This window comes from Streptomyces sp. NBC_01089, assembly GCF_045162975.1.
In the GTDB taxonomy this organism is placed as follows: Bacteria; Actinomycetota; Actinomycetes; order Streptomycetales; family Streptomycetaceae; genus Streptomyces.
This window is the reverse complement of record NZ_CP108660.1, coordinates 2,244,780-2,260,385: the sequence shown is the minus strand read 5'-3', so window position 1 is coordinate 2,260,385 and position 15,606 is coordinate 2,244,780. Positions and strand designations below refer to the sequence as shown.

Here is a 15,606-nt window from a genome sequence, read left to right as displayed (position 1 = left end):
GTCTGCGCCGAGCGGTGTCAGCTGGTGCGGCGCAGGGCCTCGGAGAGGCGTCCCGCGGCGTCGATGACCGCCTGGGCGTGCATCCGGCCCGGGTGGCGGGTGAGCCGTTCGATCGGGCCCGACACCGAGACGGCCGCGACCACCCGGTTCGAGGGTCCGCGCACCGGGGCGGAGACCGATGCCACGCCCGGCTCGCGCTCGCCGATCGACTGGGCCCAGCCCCTGCGCCGTACGCCGGAGAGCGCCGTCGCGGTGAACCGGGCGCCCTGGAGCCCGCGGTGGAGCCGCTCCGGCTCCTCCCAGCCCATCAGGATCTGCGCCGAAGAACCGGCCTTCATGGTGAGCGTGGAGCCGACCGGGACGGTGTCCCGCAGCCCGGAGAGCCGCTCGGCCGCCGCCACACAGATCCGCATGTCGCCCTGCCGGCGGTAGAGCTGGGCGCTCTCGCCGGTCACATCGCGCAGATGTGTCAGTACCGGTCCTGCCGTGGCGAGCAGGCGGTCCTCGCCCGCCGCCGCGGCCAGCTCGGAGAGCCGGGGGCCGAGAATGAACCGGCCCTGCATGTCCCTCGCCACCAGCCGGTGGTGTTCCAGTGCCACGGCAAGGCGGTGTGCCGTGGGTCGTGCGAGCCCGGTCGCCGCGACCAGCCCGGCGAGGGTGGCCGGGCCGGACTCCAGAGCACTCAATACCAGAGCTGCCTTGTCGAGAACGCCGACGCCGCTAGAGTTGTCCATGCAACGATACTCGCGTCTCACTCTGTGAAACGCAAGTTCAATTTTCCAGGGAACTTGCCAACCTGTAGGGGCGGCCGTACAACGGCTCGCAGTCGCCCGCCCGGTACGGGGGTCCGGACGGGGACGCCCGATCTCTAGTTGGGCCGGCGAAGACGCCGGCCGGAGGGAAAGCGATGGGTAGGACACTCGCGGAGAAGGTCTGGGACGACCATGTCGTCAGGCGCGCCGAAGGCGAGCCCGACCTTCTCTTCATCGATCTGCACCTGCTGCACGAGGTGACGAGCCCGCAGGCTTTCGACGGCCTGCGGCAGAACGGCCGGCCGGTGCGGCGCCTCGACCTCACCATCGCCACCGAGGACCACAACACCCCGACCCTCGACATCGACAAGCCGATCGCGGACCCGGTCTCCCGCGTCCAGCTGGAGACGCTGCGCAAGAACTGCGCGGACTTCGGCGTACGGCTGCACCCGCTGGGCGACGTCGAGCAGGGTGTCGTCCATGTCGTGGGACCGCAGCTGGGCCTGACCCAGCCGGGCACCACCGTGGTCTGCGGTGACAGCCACACCTCCACCCACGGCGCGTTCGGCGCGCTGGCGTTCGGCATCGGCACCTCGCAGGTCGAGCATGTGCTGGCCACCCAGACGCTGCCGATGGCCCGGCCCATGACCATGGCCATCACGGTGGAGGGCGAACTGCCCGACTCGGTCACGGCCAAGGACCTGATCCTGGCGATCATCGCCCGGATCGGCACCGGCGGCGGACAGGGCTACATCCTGGAGTACCGCGGCTCCGCCATCGAGAAGCTCTCGATGGAGGCCCGGATGACCATCTGCAACATGTCGATCGAGGCGGGCGCGCGGGCCGGCATGATCGCCCCCGACCAGACCACCTTCGACTACCTCAAGGGCCGTGACCACGCCCCGCAGGGTGCGGAGTGGGACGCGGCGGTCGAGTACTGGAAGACCCTGCGCACCGACGACGACGCGGTGTTCGACGCCGAGGTGTTCATCGACGGCGCCGAGCTGGCCCCGTTCGTCACCTGGGGCACCAACCCCGGCCAGGGCGCACCGCTTTCCGCGAGCGTCCCCGACCCGGCTTCGTACGAAGACGCGTCGGAGCGCCTCGCCGCCGAAAAGGCCCTGGAATACATGGGGTTGACCGCCGGACAGCCGCTGCGCGACATCAGGGTCGACACGGTCTTCGTGGGTTCCTGCACCAACGGCCGCATCGAGGACCTGCGCAGCGCGGCCGCCCTGCTGAAGGGCCGCAGCGTCGCCGACGGTGTGCGGATGCTGGTCGTCCCCGGCTCGGTACGGGTCGCGCTGCAGGCGGTCGAAGAGGGCCTGGACAAGGTCTTCACGGCCGCGGGCGCCGAATGGCGGCACGCGGGCTGCTCGATGTGCCTGGGCATGAACCCCGACCAGCTCACGCCCGGTGAGCGCTGCGCCTCCACCTCCAACCGCAACTTCGAGGGCAGGCAGGGCAAGGGCGGCCGTACCCACCTGGTCTCCCCGCAGGTGGCCGCCGCCACCGCGGTGCTGGGGCATCTGGCCTCGCCCGCCGACCTGTCCGACGCCCCGACTCTCGTGGAGGCATGAGTCCCATGGAAGCTTTCACCAAGCACACCGGCCGGGTCGTCCCGCTGCGCCGCGGCAACGTCGACACCGACCAGATCATCCCGGCGCACTGGCTGAAGAAGGTCAGCCGCGACGGTTTCGAGGACGGGCTCTTCGAGGCGTGGCGCAAGGACCCCGAGTTCGTCCTCAACCGTCCGGAGCGCGCGGGCGCCTCGGTGCTGGTCGCGGGCCCCGACTTCGGTACGGGCTCCTCGCGTGAGCACGCGGTGTGGGCCCTGCAGAACTTCGGCTTCAAGACCGTCATCTCGTCCCGGTTCGCCGACATCTTCCGCGGGAACTCGCTGAAGAACGGTCTGCTGACCGTGGTTCTCGACCAGAAGGTCGTGGATGCCATCTGGGCGCTGACGGAGGCCGACCCGACCGCCGAAGTCACCGTGGACCTGGAGGGCCGGCAGGTCCTCGCGGAGGGCATCACCGCCGACTTCGAGCTGGACGAGAACGCCCGCTGGCGGCTGATGAACGGCCTGGACGACATCAGCCTCACCCTTCAGAACGAAGCGGACATCACGGCTTACGAGGCGGCCCGACCGGCCTTCAAGCCACGCACAATTGAGGTCTGAGCAGCACGTTTTCAGGTCTGCGCCCCCTGCCGCCCGGCAGGGGGCGCAGTCGCTTGTTGAGCCCCCGCCGGGCGACAACTCGCCCCAGATGGCACAATCGGCGCATGGAACGCGACAACCAACTCAAGCTTTACGCGGAAGTCGCCGAACAATTGAAAGAAGCGCACGCAAGGGTGCGTGAACTGCAAGTCCCGGAGGGCGTAAGGATGGCGCTGTCCCGGAAGCTGTTGGTCATCACGGCCGCGGCGAAGCACGATCTCACCGATGCAGCAACGCGGCTGGATCGGCTGATGAAGGACCTCGACGAGGGTCGATTCCCCGATGGCAACTCCCTTGGTGGATCTCCGTGACGGTTGAGTTCGTTGCGGCACAAGGGTGATTAGACCGTTTCGTGTTTGATTTGCGGTATATATCTGCCTAACGTGCGAAAAAGCCTGAACAGTTTCGTTCGGGCAATGTCTCCGAAGGGGAAGACGTGAACAAGGCGCAGCTCGTAGAGGCCATTGCCGACAAGGTCGGTGGCCGCCAGCAGGCCGCAGACGCCGTCGATGCCGTACTGGACGCGATCGTCCGCGCAGTTGTCGGCGGTGACCGGGTCTCGGTCACCGGCTTCGGCTCGTTCGAGAAGGTCGACAGGCCGGCCCGGTACGCCCGCAACCCGCAGACGGGTGAGCGCGTGCGGGTCAAGAAGACCTCGGTGCCGCGTTTCCGCGCGGGCCAGGGCTTCAAGGACCTCGTCAGCGGCTCGAAGAAGCTCCCGAAGAACGACGTGGCCGTGAAGAAGGCCCCCAAGGGCAGCCTCTCGGGCGGTTCTTCCACGCGTACGACCGTCAAGAAGGCCGCGGCCAAGAAGGCCACCGCCGCCAAGAAGACGGCCGCGAAGAAGACCACGACGGCGAAGACCGCTGCCAAGAAGGCGACCGCGAAGAAGGCGGCGCCTGCGAAGAAGGCCGCAACCGCCAAGAAGACGGCCGCGAAGAAGGCGACCCCGGCGAAGAAGGCCACCACCGCCAAGAAGGCGACCGCGAAGAAGACGGCGCCGGCGAAGAAGGCCGTGGCGAAGAAGGCTCCCGCCAAGAAGACCACGGCGCGCAAGACCACCGCCAAGAAGGCCACCGCCAGGAAGAAGTAAGCGGCAGGGCCACCCACGCGTCGGGCCGGACTCCCCCCGGGGAGTCCGGCCCGCGGTGCGTTTCCGGGTCCGTCCGGGATGCGACCGCCGGCCGTACGGCGCCGCGCACCGGACGTCAGGACGTCAGGACGCGAGGACGCCAGGACGTCAGAACGTCTGGAGGGTCACCAGCGTGATGCGCGGGGCTCCGTCCCCGTCGCCCCCGTCGCCTTCCGCCGTCTCGATCCGTACGCGCTGCCCGGCCCGCAGCAGCCGCAGGCCCCCCGCGTCGAAGGCCGCGGCGTCGAAATCCACCGGGGTGCCGTCGTCGAGCAGCACACTGCCGCTGCGGGTCTCGGGGTCGTACGTGTACGCGGTCGCCTGCATGTGCGCAGCTTACGGCGTCCCGTGCCGCCTCAGGACGGGCTCTGCTCCCCGGCCACGGCCGGGTATCTGCGGGCCGTGTGGGGGCCGAGACCCAGGGCCGCTGCGGCCAGCAGGTCGTCTCCGGTGTCCACGTCCTGGCGGACCGAAAGCACGTCCCCGAGCAGTATTTCCACCGCCCCCGACGCGGAATGCCGTGCCCGTGACAGCCCGCCGAATGCCGGGCTCAATTCCGTACCGCCACGCGCGGTCAGCAAAGTCGTACCGATTCCGGCGGCGTCCGTCAGAAATGCGCGGGGGAATTCGGCCGCCCGGTCGAGCACCCGTCGCAATTCCGCCGGGCGCAGGGCGGGCAGATCGGCGTTCAGCGCGGCCACGGCGGCCCCGGGCCGCAGCGCGCGGACCGAGCGCGCCCCGTGCGCCAGCGCGGGGTTCAGGCCGGACGCCGCCGTATCCGGCACAATCCGGGCACCCAGCGCGGCCAGTTCGGCCGCGGCCAGTGCGTCGTTGGTCACGACGGCCACATCCCGCACGGCGGAACAGGCAAGCGCCGCCGCCACGGTGTCCTGCGCGAAGGCCAGTGCGAGCCCGGGACGCACCGCGTCGGAGGCCGTCGGCGAGAGTCGGCTCTTCGCCAGGGCCAGCGGCTTCAGAGGTACGACCAGGGACCAGTTGGGGATCCGCTCGGTGTTCGGCATCGGCCTCATTGTCGCCCGAGCCCGCGATACCGGGCGGGCCGGGCCGGGCGTACGGTGTTCTCGACAGAGTAGGGGCCTGGGGCGACAGATGACGTTCGGCAGCCAGGCAGCGTTGAGGGTCAAGAGGAAGGTGTCCGAGTGTCCGGCCGCAGAATCGGCTTCTGGTACCGCCTGGCGGCGGTCATTGCTAAACCGCCGCTGCTGGTTCTGTTCAAGCGGGACTGGAGCGGAATGGAGCACATTCCGGATGACGGTGGATTTATCACCGCCGTCAATCACAACTCATATCTCGACATGTTCTCCTACGGACACTTCCAGTACAACACGGGCAAGGTTCCCCGGTTCCTGGCCAAGGCGGCGCTCTTCGATGTGCCCGTCGTCGGGATACTGCTGCGCGGCACCGGACAGATCCCCGTCTACCGGGAGTCCTCCAACGCCTTCGGCGCCTTCCGGGCCGCCGTGACCGCCGTGGAGAAGGGGCAGTGCGTCGCCTTCTACCCCGAAGGCACCCTCACCCGCGACCCCGGCCAGTGGCCGATGACCGCCAAGAGCGGGGTCGCACGGGCGGCGCTGCTCACCAAGGCGCCCGTCATCCCGGTGGCCCAGTGGGGTGCGAACCTCGCCATGCCGCCGTACGCGAGCGCGAAGAAGATCCGCTTCTTCCCGCGCAAGACCCTTCAGGTCAAGGCCGGGCCGCCGGTCGACCTGGCGCGGTTCTACGGCAGGGAGCCGACGCCCGAGGTGCTCAGGGAGGCGACCGAGGCCATCATGGCCGCCGTCACCGCCCTGTTGGAGGAGCTGCGCGGCGAGCAGGCCCCCGCCGAACCGTACGACCACCGCAAGGCACGCGCCGCAGAGCGCCGCAAGGCCGCAGGAGAGGGCACCAAGTGACGCGAGCAGCCGTCTTCGGCAACGGATCCTGGGGCACGGCCTTCGCCATGGTCCTCGCCGACGCGGGGTGCGAGGTGGCCCTCTGGGGCCGCCGCGCCGCTCTCGCCGAGACCATCAACACCACCCGCACCAACCCCGACTATCTGCCGGGGATCGAACTCCCCGCCTCGGTACGGGCCACCGCCGACGCGGCGGAGGCCGCCCGCGACGCCGAGTTCACGGTGCTCGCCGTGCCGTCGCAGACGCTGCGCGCCAACCTGGCGGACTGGACCGGGCTGCTGCACCCCGGCACCGTCCTCGTCTCCCTGATGAAGGGCGTCGAACTCGGCACGGCCAAGCGGATGAGCGAGGTCATCGAGGAGGTCGGCAAGGTCCCCGCCGAGCGCGTCGCCGTACTCACGGGACCCAACCTGGCCAAGGAGATCGCCGGCCGGATGCCCGCGGCCGCCGTCGTCGCCTGCCAGGACGAAGCGGTGGCCCAGCGGCTCCAGACCGCCTGCCACACCGCGTACTTCCGTCCCTACACCAACACCGACGTCGTCGGCTGCGAACTGGGCGGCGCCGTCAAGAACGTGATCGGCCTCGCCGTCGGGATCGCCGACGGCATGGGACTCGGGGACAACGCCAAGGGCTCGCTGATCACCCGGGGACTCGCCGAGACCACCCGTCTGGGCCTGGCGATGGGCGCGGATCCGCTGACCTTCTCCGGACTCGCCGGGCTGGGCGACCTGGTGGCCACCTGTTCGTCGCCGCTCTCCCGCAACCACACCTTCGGCACCAACCTCGGCCGCGGCATGACGCTCCAGGAGACCATCGCGGCCACCAGCCAGACGGCCGAAGGCGTCAAGTCCTGTGAGTCGGTGGCGGATCTGGCCCGCAGGCACGGTGTCGAAATGCCCATCACGGAAACGGTTGTGGACATCGTCCACAAGGGGAAGGCGCCGGTCGTCGCGCTGAAGGAACTGATGTCGCGCAGCGCCAAGGCCGAGCGACGCTGACTCGGTACGTACCAGCAGGTACCCTCAACGCGATATGAGCAGCGAGAACTCATCCCAGAGCCCTGAGCAGCAGCGTCGTAAGCCGCGTGTGGCGGTTGTCTTCGGCGGGCGCAGCTCCGAACACGCCATCTCGGTGGTCACAGCGGGTGCCGTCCTGCGCGCCATCGACCGGACGAAGTACGACGTACTGCCCATCGGCATCACCACGGACGGCCGCTGGGCGCTGACCGCCGACGATCCCGAGCGGATGGCCATCAGCGACCGCGCCATGCCGTCCGTGGAAGCGATCGCCGAGGGTGCCGACGGCGCCGTGGTGCTCTCCGTCGACCCCGGCAACCGCGAAGTCGTCTACAGCGAGCCGGGCTCGGTGCCCAAGGTGCTGGGCGACGTGGACGTGGTCTTCCCGGTGCTGCACGGCCCCTACGGCGAGGACGGCACCCTGCAGGGGCTGCTGGAACTCTCCGGAGTGCCCTACGTCGGCGCGGGTGTCCTCGCGTCCGCCGTCGGCCAGGACAAGGAGTACATGAAGCGGGTGTTCCTCTCCTACGGGCTGCCGGTCGGCCCGTACGAGGTGATCCGTCCCCGCGAGTGGACCCAGGACCCGGCGGCCGCCCGCAAGAAGATCGTGGACTTCGCGGGTGAGCACGGCTGGCCGCTCTTCATCAAGCCCGCACGCGGCGGTTCGTCGATGGGCATCACCAAGGTCGACTCACTGGCCGGTCTCGACGACGCCGTCGAAGAGGCCAGGCGGCACGACCCCAAGGTGCTCGTCGAGGCGCTGCTGCGGGGCCGCGAGATCGAGTGCGGGGTGCTGGAGTTCGATGACGGGCCGCGGGCGAGCGTGCCCGCCGAGATCCCGCCGGTCACCTCGCACGACTTCTACGACTTCGAGGCGAAGTACATCCCCGGTGAGTCGGCCCAGGGCATGGTGCCCGCCCCACTGACCGCCGAGGAGACCGCCGAGGTGCAGCGGCTCGCCGTCGAGGCGTTCGACGCGGTGTCCTGCGAGGGCCTGGTGCGGGCCGACTTCTTCCTCACCGATGACGGCGGGTTCGTCATCAACGAGATCAACACCATGCCGGGCTTCACACCGATCTCGATGTACCCGCGCATGTGGCAGGAGAGCGGTGTGGGCTACCCGGAGCTGGTGGACCGGCTGGTCCAGGCCGCGCTCAGCCGCTCGACGGGACTGCGCTGAGACCGTGCGCCGGCCGGCCCTCAGAGGCTGGACGGATCCGTCTTCCTGATGGCGCTCGCGAAGTCCGAGAGCGGGGTGACGTCATGGGCGTACTTCGGGCCCAGGGTCACCTCGACGTATGCCTTGCGGTACGTGGTCGTGAACCGGGGTCCGCTGTCCCGCTGCTCCAGCAGCCAGTTGACCCCGTTCGCGTCCACGGCCTTCGCCTGGGCGTCGTCCATCTCGGCGGGCCGCGGCACCCCGCAGCGCAGTACGATCGCCGCGTCCCCCCAGGCGGCGGTCAGTTCGGACTTCGGCTCCGGATCGCCGCGGGTCAGCCCCGCGACGGTCTTCGGCAGCTCCTTGTCGAGCGCCCGGCAGAGCGTGACCTGTGCCGCGGGCGGCTCGGGAACCCCGACGGACGCTGTGCCGTCCGTCGAGGAACAGCCCGCGGCCGCCAGCAGCAGGGCGGCGGCGGAAAGGGACAGGAGCCGGCGGCGATCGGTCTTCACCGGCTCAGCGTAGAGGGGGCTACAGATGGACGACCGGGCAGGTCAGGGTGCGGGTGATGCCGTCCACTTGCTGGACTCTGGCGACCACCATGCGGCCGAGTTCATCGACGGTGTCGGCCTGTGCGCGCACGATCACGTCGTACGGACCGGTCACGTCCTCGGCCTGGATGACCCCGGGGAGCTTCCCGACGAGCCCGGCGACCGCTGTCGCCTTGCCCACTTCGGTCTGGATGAGGATGTACGCCTGTACCACGGAACCTCCAAGGCGGCCACGAGGATCATGTGGGGGAGAGAAAGGGACGCCACGGTATCGCGTCGTTCCGGGCGGCGGGGAGACCCGCGCACCCGGCAGTCACACGCGTACGAGGCGTATGGGATACAGAGTTGACGTACCTGATTGACGGTACCCACGGCAGTGGGAGCCCGCGAGCGCTGGGCGACCGGGGCGTACCGGGTATACGGGGCATCTCCCCTGGCAGACAGGCCGGCGGACAGCCCGGACACGAGGTCCGGATCATGAGGAGAGGCGACGGGCGATGAAGGGCACTGTGGGGGAGCTCGGGGAGTTCGGGCTGATCAGAGAGCTCACCTCCCGGCTCACGACGACCCCGGCGGTACGGCTGGGGCCGGGCGACGACGCCGCGGTCGTGGCCGCTCCCGACCGGCGGGTCGTGGCGAGCACGGACATCCTGCTGGAAGGACGGCACTTCCGGCGCGACTGGTCCACCGCGTACGACGTGGGCCGCAAGGCCGCGGCGCAGAACCTCGCGGACATCGCGGCCATGGGAGCGGTCCCCACCGCGATACTCCTGGGGCTCGTCGTGCCCGCCGAGCTCCCGGTCACCTGGCCCACCGAACTCATGGACGGGATCCGCGACGAGTGCCAGGTCGCGGGGGCCGCCGTGGTCGGAGGCGATGTCGTACGAGGAGAGACGATCACCGTCTCCATCACCGCACTCGGTGATCTGCGCAACCATGAACCGGTCACCAGGTCCGGCGCCAGGCCGGGCGACGTGGTGGCCGTCACCGGATGGCTCGGCTGGTCCGCCGCCGGCTTCGCGGTGCTCTCCCGCGGGTTCCGCTCGCCCCGCGCCTTCGTCGAGGCGCACCGGCGCCCCGAACCCCCGTACCATGCGGGCCCCGCGGCCGCCGGACTCGGCGCCACCGCCATGACCGACGTCAGCGACGGCCTGGTGGCCGACCTCGGCCACATCGCCGAGGCCAGCAAGGTCCGGATCGACCTGCGGGCCGGGCTCATCGACATCCCCACGCAGATGAGCGACATCGGCCAGGCCGTCGGTGTGGACCCGCTCCAGTGGGTGCTCACCGGGGGAGAGGACCACGCGATCGTGGCGACGTTCCCGCCGGAGGTGAAACTGCCCGCACGCTGGAAGGTGATCGGCGAGGTGGTCAACCCCTCGGCGCTGCCGCATGTGACGGTCGACGGGGCGCCGTGGACCAGCAAGGGCGGCTGGGACCACTTCGGGGAGGACCCGTCGTGAACGCACCACCGCTGGTCCTCACCGTCGCCGGATCGGACTCCGGCGGCGGCGCGGGCATCCAGGCCGACCTGAAGACGATGCTCGCCCTCGGGGTGCACGGCATGAGCGTGCTCACCGCGGTCACCGCACAGAACTCGCTGGGCGTGCAGGGCGCGTGGGAGCTGCCCGCCGACGCCGTACGCGCCCAGTACCGCGCGGTCGTGGACGACATCGGCGTCGACGCGGTGAAGACCGGGATGCTGTCGTCGGCGGAGCTGGTGGAGACCGTGGCCGGGCTGCTGGCCGCGACGGACGCCCCGGTGGTCGTCGACCCGGTGGGGGTCTCCAAGCACGGCGACCCGCTGCTCGCCGCTTCGGCGCTCGACTGCGTACGGCAGCTGCTGCTGCCGACGGCCACCGTCGCCACCCCCAACCTGGACGAAGTGGCCCAGCTCACCGGGGTACAGGTGGAGAAGGAGGCCGATCTGCCGCGGGCGGCCGCGGCCGTGCTCGCCCATGGTCCGACATGGGTGCTGATCAAGGGCGGCCATCTCGCGGGTGACGCGGTGGACCTGCTCACCGACGGCAGCGAGGAGCACTGGCTGCGGGCGCCCCGGCTCGACAACCGCCATACGCACGGCACCGGATGCACCCTCGCGTCGGCGATCGCGGCGCAGCTCGCGCGGGGCCTTGCCGTGCCCGAAGCGGTGGCGGCGGCCAAGGAGTACGTCACGGGCGCCATCAGGGCCGGATTCGCACTGGGTTCGGGTATCGGACCGGTCGACCACGGCTGGCAGTTCCGCGGGTGAGCGGCCGGGCCGCGCCGATGTCATCCGGCATCGGCGCGGCTCAACGGGTGCTCACGGCGTACCACCGGTACGGGAATGCGAAAAAGCCGGCCCACCGAGGTGGACCGGCTTTTCAAGGCAACCGCAAGGGGCTGCGCTACGACGAAACGTCGGCGGGGCCAATCCCCGCACAGGCGGGGAGCAACCACAAATTAGCGCGAGACCTTGCCGGCCTTGATGCACGAGGTGCAGACGTTGAGCCGCTTCGGCGTCCGACCGACCACTGCACGCACGCGCTGGATGTTGGGATTCCAGCGACGCGGAGTACGGCGGTGCGAGTGCGAAATGTTGTTGCCGAAGCCCGGCCCCTTGCCGCAGACGTCGCAGTTGGCAGCCACGGGTCACTCCAAAGACTTCAGGTGCACTTACAGTGAATTCCGGCGCGCCGGAATCATTGACTGAAGTGGCGGTACCGGAGGAATGGCCCGATTCTCATCGGGCAACCGAAGCAGCATACAACGACTGCGCCGGTGGAACGAAACTACCATGGTTGGCACCGCCTCCCTCCCCGCCCGGGTGCACCGTCCGGCTGCCCGGCCGAGGGCTACCCTGCGGTTCAACCCCGCTGCTCAAGGAGGTTCAGGTGCCCCAGCCGCCCGACGCCATGGATGCCGTCGTGGTCCGCACCTGGTGCTCGCTGGCGCTGGAAGCGCTGGGCAGGGACCGCGAGGAGATCGACGCGATCAACGTCTATCCGGTCGCCGACGGGGACACCGGGACCAACCTCTATCTGACCGTGGAGTCCGCCGCCCAGGCGGTCGAAGCGGTCTTCGTCGCCCACGGGACCGTGGCCGGCGCCGGAACCGCCGACGGATCCGGCCCGACGGCATCGGTGCCCGCGCTGGCCGACGCGGTACGGGCGATGGCACACGGGGCGCTCATCGGGGCCCGCGGCAACTCGGGCACGATCCTGGCCCAACTGCTGCGCGGCATGGCCGAGGTGCTCGGCGCACCGGCAGGTGATGATGATCACGCGGAACTGCTCGGCGCTGCCCTCCGCCGGGCGGCGGACTCGGCGTACCAGGCGGTCGCGCACCCCGTGGAAGGCACGGTCCTGACGGTCGCCACCGCCGCGGCCGAAGCGGCCGCGGCCGCCGCGGGTACGGACACCCCGCCCCCGGCCGGTGCCCGCGCCCGCTGCACAGCGGTGGCCCGCGCGGCATACGAAGGGGCGCGCACGGCGCTGGACGCGACCCCCGGACAGCTGGCCGTACTCGGCAGGGCGGGCGTCGTGGACGCGGGCGGCCGGGGCCTGGTGGACGTACTCGCCGCGCTGGCCGGGGCGTTCTCGGGCGAGACCCCGGCCGCCGAGCGGCGGCGGGTGCCCACCGTGCTGCCCCCGCACTTCACCGACGACTGCCCGGCCGACGGCGGCCCCGCCTTCGAGGTGATCTACCTCCTGGAGGCCGGTGACGACGCCGTGGCCCGGCTGCGTACCCGGCTGGACGGCATCGGCGACTCACTGGTCGTCGTCGGCGGCGACGGCCTCTGGAACGTCCATGTCCATGTGGACGACGCCGGGGCCGCCGTGGAGGCCGGGGTCGACGCGGGACGCCCGTACCGGATCCGCATCAGCCACTTCGGCGCCACCGGGACCCCGGCGCCCGAACAGGTCCAGCGCGCGGTGGTCGCCGTCGTCCCCGGCGAGGGGCTGGCCGCCCTGTGCCGGGAGGCGGGCGCGACCACCGTGCTGGCCCGCCCAGGGGAACCGCCCGCCAGCGGCGAACTGGTCGAAGCGATCCGGCGCGCGCACGCCCGTGAGGTGGTGCTGCTGCCCAACGACGCCGAACTGCGCCACACGGCGGCCGCGGCGGCCGAACAGGCCAGGGCGGAAGGCGTACGGGTGGCCCTGGTGCCCACCAGGGCCGCCGTCCAGGGCGTCGCCGCGCTGGCCGTGCACGAGCCGGAGCGGCGTTTCGACGAGGACGTCGTCGCGATGACCGCGGCCGCCGGCGCCACCCGCTACGCCGAACTGGCCGTCGCCGAGCGGCAGTCGTGGACATCGGCCGGTATCTGCCAGGCCGGCGACGTACTGGGCCTGATCGACGGCGATGTGGCGGTGATCGGCGCGGACCTGATCACCACCGCGGAAACGGTGCTGCACCGGATGCTCTCCGCGGGCGGCGAACTGGTGACGCTGGTCCTGGGCGACGGTGTGCCGGACACGCTCGCCGACCGGCTCGAGGAGTTCGTACGCGGCGGGCACCTGGCGGTCGACACCGTGGTCTACGACGGCGGCCGCCAGCCGGCGCCGCTGCTGATCGGCGTCGAGTAGCGGGCAGGGCTCGCGCCGCCCGTACAGCGGGGGAGCGGCGGCGAAATACCCCCGCTGTCGGACCCATGGTGTGCAATGGACCGCGTGCCCGCGCTCGATGAACCTCTCAAGAACACGCTCGGCGCCCCCACCGCCAAGGTGATGGCCGAGCACCTCGACCTGCACACGGTCGGCGACCTCCTGCACCACTACCCGCGCAGATACGCGGAGCGCGGCGAGCTCACCCAGCTCGCCGAGCTGCCCCTGGACGAACACGTCACCGTCTTCGCGCAGGTCGCCGACGCCCGGGTGCTCACCTTCAACCAGGGCAGGGGGCGGCGCCTGGAGGTCAACATCACCGACGGCAGCGGCCGGCTGCAGCTCGTCTTCTTCGGCAAGGGCATCCACAAGCCGCAGAAGGAGCTGCTCCCGGGCCGCCGCGCGATGTTCGCGGGCAAGGTCTCCAAGTTCAACCAGCGGTTCCAGCTCGCCCACCCCACGTACGAACTGCTGGACGCCGACACCGACGCGGGAGCCGTCGAGGCATGGGCGAACGAGCTGATCCCCATCTATCCGGCCTGCAAGGGGCTGGAGTCCTGGAAGATCGCCAAGGCGGTCGACGCCGTACTGCCCGCGGCGCAGGAGGCCGCCGACCCGCTGCCGCCCGCCCTGCGCGACGGACGCGGGCTGACCACGCTGCCCGACGCGCTGCGGAAGGTACACCGCCCGGGGACGAAGGCCGATGTCGCGGTGGCCAGGGACCGGCTGAAGTGGGACGAGGCGTTCGTCCTCCAGGTCGCGCTGGCCAGACGGCGGTACGCCGAGACCCAACTGCCCGCGGTGGCAAGGAGACCGGTCCCCGGCGGACTGCTCGACGCCTTCGACGCCAAGCTGCCCTTCACCCTCACCGAAGGGCAGCAGAAGGTCACCGGGGAGATCTTCGCCGAACTGGCGACGGAGCACCCGATGCACCGGCTCCTCCAGGGCGAGGTCGGCTCCGGCAAGACGATGGTCGCGCTGCGCGCGATGCTCGCCGTCGTCGACGCCGGCGGCCAGGCCGCCATGCTCGCGCCCACCGAAGTGCTCGCCCAGCAGCACCACCGCTCCATCACCGAGATGATGGGCGAGCTGGCCGACGGCGGGATGCTCGGCGGCAGCGAGCAGTCCACCCGGGTCGTGCTGCTGACCGGCTCCATGGGCGCGGCCGCCCGCCGCAAGGCGCTGCTCGACCTGGTCACCGGTGAGGCCGGACTCGTGATCGGCACCCATGCGCTGATCGAGGACAAGGTGCAGTTCCACGACCTCGGTCTGGTCGTCGTCGACGAACAGCACCGCTTCGGGGTGGAGCAGCGCGACGCCCTGCGGGGCAAGGGCAAACAGCCGCCCCATCTGCTCGTCATGACGGCCACGCCCATTCCCCGTACGGTCGCCATGACCGTCTTCGGGGACCTGGAGACCTCCGTACTCGACCAGCTCCCCGCGGGCCGTTCGCCGATCGCCACCCATGTCGTACCGGCCAAGGACAAACCGCACTTCCTGGCCCGCGTCTGGGAGCGGGTGCGCGAGGAGACGGAGAACGGCCACCAGGCGTACGTGGTGTGCCCGCGCATCGGGGACGGCGAGGACGAGCCCAGGAAGCGGAAGCCCGCATCCGATGAAGCGGAGGCGGCGGCGGACGCCGAGGGGGACAAACGGCCCCCGCTCGCGGTGGTCGAGACCGCGGAACAGCTCAGGAACGGCCCGCTGAAGGGGTTGCGCGTCGAGCTGCTGCACGGGCGGATGGCGCCGGACGACAAGGACGCCGTCATGCGCCGCTTCGCGGCGGGCGAGGTGGATGTGCTGGTCGCGACGACGGTCATCGAGGTCGGGGTCAACGTGCCCAACGCCACGGTCATGGTGATCATGGACGCCGACCGGTTCGGCGTATCGCAGCTGCACCAGCTGCGCGGCCGGGTGGGCCGGGGCTCGGCGCCCGGTCTGTGCCTCCTGGTGACCGAGGCCCATGAGGCGGGCCCCGCCCGCGCCAGGCTCGGCGCGGTGGCCGCCACCCTGGACGGCTTCGAGCTGTCCCGTATCGACCTCGAACAGCGCCGCGAGGGCGATGTCCTGGGCCAGGCCCAGTCCGGTGTGCGGTCCTCGCTGCGGATGCTCGCGGTCATCGACGACGAGGAGGTCATCGCGGCGGCCCGTGAGGAGGCCGCCCAGGTCGTCGCCGCCGACCCGGAGCTCACCGGGCTGCCCGCCCTGCGCACCGCCCTGGACGCCCTCCTCGACCAGGAGCGCGAGCGGTATCTCGACAAGGGCTGAGAGACTGGCCGCAA

At 70.8% G+C, this 15,606-nt stretch carries 17 protein-coding genes; 11 read left to right on the top strand and 6 right to left on the bottom strand.

All coding sequences use genetic code 11. The annotated features are described in order from the left end of the window. Positions 1-17: 17 nt before the first annotated feature. Positions 18-734 carry an IclR family transcriptional regulator NdgR gene (ndgR, locus tag OG510_RS09865; RefSeq protein ID WP_164265352.1) on the bottom strand — a complete coding sequence of 239 codons (717 nt, stop codon included), beginning with the start codon at positions 732-734 and terminating at the stop codon, positions 18-20. 173 nt (positions 735-907) lie between these two features. On the opposite strand from ndgR, the gene leuC reads away from it, so the two are divergent. The 4 genes from leuC to OG510_RS09845 all read left to right on the top strand — a co-directional run bounded on the left by leuC (position 908) and on the right by OG510_RS09845 (position 4,063). After that, positions 908-2,332 carry a 3-isopropylmalate dehydratase large subunit gene (gene leuC, locus OG510_RS09860; protein WP_406136409.1) on the top strand — a complete coding sequence of 475 codons (1,425 nt, stop codon included), beginning with the start codon at positions 908-910 and terminating at the stop codon, positions 2,330-2,332. A 5-nt stretch (positions 2,333-2,337) separates the two neighbouring features. Next, on the top strand, positions 2,338-2,931 hold the full coding sequence (gene leuD / locus OG510_RS09855; protein ID WP_164265354.1) for a 3-isopropylmalate dehydratase small subunit: 594 nt from the start codon (positions 2,338-2,340) through the stop codon (positions 2,929-2,931). A 104-nt stretch (positions 2,932-3,035) separates the two neighbouring features. After that, a complete protein-coding gene (locus OG510_RS09850; protein ID WP_164265355.1) occupies positions 3,036-3,281 on the top strand; it encodes a hypothetical protein in 246 nt (81 codons plus the stop codon). 125 nt (positions 3,282-3,406) lie between these two features. Then, entirely contained in the window at positions 3,407-4,063 is a 657-nt protein-coding gene (locus OG510_RS09845; protein WP_406136408.1) for an HU family DNA-binding protein, read from the top strand. A 147-nt stretch (positions 4,064-4,210) separates the two neighbouring features. Here OG510_RS09845 and OG510_RS09840 read toward each other — a convergent pair whose 3' ends face one another. Next, positions 4,211-4,429, bottom strand: coding sequence for a hypothetical protein (locus OG510_RS09840; RefSeq protein WP_406136407.1), 219 nt, complete (start codon positions 4,427-4,429; stop codon positions 4,211-4,213). 29 nt (positions 4,430-4,458) lie between these two features. Continuing rightward, a complete protein-coding gene (cofC, locus tag OG510_RS09835) occupies positions 4,459-5,124 on the bottom strand; it encodes a 2-phospho-L-lactate guanylyltransferase (RefSeq protein ID WP_406136405.1) in 666 nt (221 codons plus the stop codon). 138 nt (positions 5,125-5,262) lie between these two features. On the opposite strand from cofC, the gene OG510_RS09830 reads away from it, so the two are divergent. From OG510_RS09830 to OG510_RS09820, 3 genes are read left to right on the top strand one after another with little or no spacing between them, the layout of a single operon-like run. Then, positions 5,263-6,015 carry a lysophospholipid acyltransferase family protein gene (locus OG510_RS09830; RefSeq protein ID WP_406136404.1) on the top strand — a complete coding sequence of 251 codons (753 nt, stop codon included), beginning with the start codon at positions 5,263-5,265 and terminating at the stop codon, positions 6,013-6,015. Next, complete coding sequence (locus tag OG510_RS09825) at positions 6,012-7,013, top strand: NAD(P)H-dependent glycerol-3-phosphate dehydrogenase (protein WP_406136403.1); 1,002 nt, start codon at positions 6,012-6,014, stop codon at positions 7,011-7,013. Before OG510_RS09830 ends, OG510_RS09825 begins: the two co-directional genes overlap by 4 nt. A gap of 34 nt (positions 7,014-7,047) precedes the next feature. Continuing rightward, complete coding sequence (locus tag OG510_RS09820; protein ID WP_406136402.1) at positions 7,048-8,211, top strand: D-alanine--D-alanine ligase family protein; 1,164 nt, start codon at positions 7,048-7,050, stop codon at positions 8,209-8,211. Positions 8,212-8,231: 20 nt separating this feature from the next. Here the strand turns inward: OG510_RS09820 and OG510_RS09815 are convergent, their stop codons facing one another. Together OG510_RS09815 and OG510_RS09810 are read right to left on the bottom strand one after the other, a co-directional pair. Next, complete coding sequence (locus OG510_RS09815; protein WP_406136401.1) at positions 8,232-8,702, bottom strand: DUF3515 domain-containing protein; 471 nt, start codon at positions 8,700-8,702, stop codon at positions 8,232-8,234. Positions 8,703-8,721: 19 nt separating this feature from the next. Then, positions 8,722-8,955: an Lrp/AsnC ligand binding domain-containing protein gene (locus OG510_RS09810; protein ID WP_164265363.1), complete on the bottom strand. Its 234-nt coding sequence runs from the start codon at positions 8,953-8,955 to the stop codon at positions 8,722-8,724. 283 nt (positions 8,956-9,238) lie between these two features. Between OG510_RS09810 and OG510_RS09805 the strand changes: the two genes are divergently transcribed. Together OG510_RS09805 and thiD are read left to right on the top strand one after the other, a co-directional pair. After that, on the top strand, positions 9,239-10,204 hold the full coding sequence (locus OG510_RS09805; RefSeq protein ID WP_164265364.1) for a thiamine-phosphate kinase: 966 nt from the start codon (positions 9,239-9,241) through the stop codon (positions 10,202-10,204). Continuing rightward, positions 10,201-10,992, top strand: coding sequence for a bifunctional hydroxymethylpyrimidine kinase/phosphomethylpyrimidine kinase (thiD, locus tag OG510_RS09800; RefSeq protein WP_406136399.1), 792 nt, complete (start codon positions 10,201-10,203; stop codon positions 10,990-10,992). The genes OG510_RS09805 and thiD overlap by 4 nt, the downstream gene beginning before the upstream one ends. A 191-nt stretch (positions 10,993-11,183) precedes the next feature. On the opposite strand, the gene rpmB is transcribed toward thiD, so the two are convergent. After that, positions 11,184-11,369 carry a 50S ribosomal protein L28 gene (gene rpmB, locus OG510_RS09795; protein WP_015036441.1) on the bottom strand — a complete coding sequence of 62 codons (186 nt, stop codon included), beginning with the start codon at positions 11,367-11,369 and terminating at the stop codon, positions 11,184-11,186. Between the two features lie 245 nt (positions 11,370-11,614). Between rpmB and OG510_RS09790 the strand changes: the two genes are divergently transcribed. Both OG510_RS09790 and recG read left to right on the top strand, forming a co-directional pair. After that, a complete protein-coding gene (locus OG510_RS09790; RefSeq protein ID WP_406136397.1) occupies positions 11,615-13,306 on the top strand; it encodes a DAK2 domain-containing protein in 1,692 nt (563 codons plus the stop codon). A 75-nt stretch (positions 13,307-13,381) separates the two neighbouring features. Continuing rightward, positions 13,382-15,592 (top strand): ATP-dependent DNA helicase RecG, encoded by a 2,211-nt coding sequence (gene recG / locus OG510_RS09785; RefSeq protein ID WP_406136395.1) that lies wholly within the window; start codon positions 13,382-13,384, stop codon positions 15,590-15,592. Positions 15,593-15,606: the final 14 nt, after the last annotated feature.

Excerpts from the sequence above, each read along its gene's own strand:
- ndgR (WP_164265352.1), bottom strand. The coding sequence starts at position 734 with ATGGACAACTCTAGCGGCGTCGGCGTTCTCGACAAGGCAGCTCTGGTA.
- leuC (WP_406136409.1), top strand. The coding sequence starts at position 908 with ATGGGTAGGACACTCGCGGAGAAGGTCTGGGACGACCATGTCGTCAGG.
- leuD (WP_164265354.1), top strand. The coding sequence starts at position 2,338 with ATGGAAGCTTTCACCAAGCACACCGGCCGGGTCGTCCCGCTGCGCCGC.
- OG510_RS09850 (WP_164265355.1), top strand. The coding sequence starts at position 3,036 with ATGGAACGCGACAACCAACTCAAGCTTTACGCGGAAGTCGCCGAACAA.
- OG510_RS09840 (WP_406136407.1), bottom strand. The coding sequence starts at position 4,429 with ATGCAGGCGACCGCGTACACGTACGACCCCGAGACCCGCAGCGGCAGT.
- cofC (WP_406136405.1), bottom strand. The coding sequence starts at position 5,124 with ATGCCGAACACCGAGCGGATCCCCAACTGGTCCCTGGTCGTACCTCTG.
- OG510_RS09820 (WP_406136402.1), top strand. The coding sequence starts at position 7,048 with ATGAGCAGCGAGAACTCATCCCAGAGCCCTGAGCAGCAGCGTCGTAAG.
- OG510_RS09805 (WP_164265364.1), top strand. The coding sequence starts at position 9,239 with ATGAAGGGCACTGTGGGGGAGCTCGGGGAGTTCGGGCTGATCAGAGAG.
- recG (WP_406136395.1), top strand. The coding sequence starts at position 13,382 with ATGGACCGCGTGCCCGCGCTCGATGAACCTCTCAAGAACACGCTCGGC.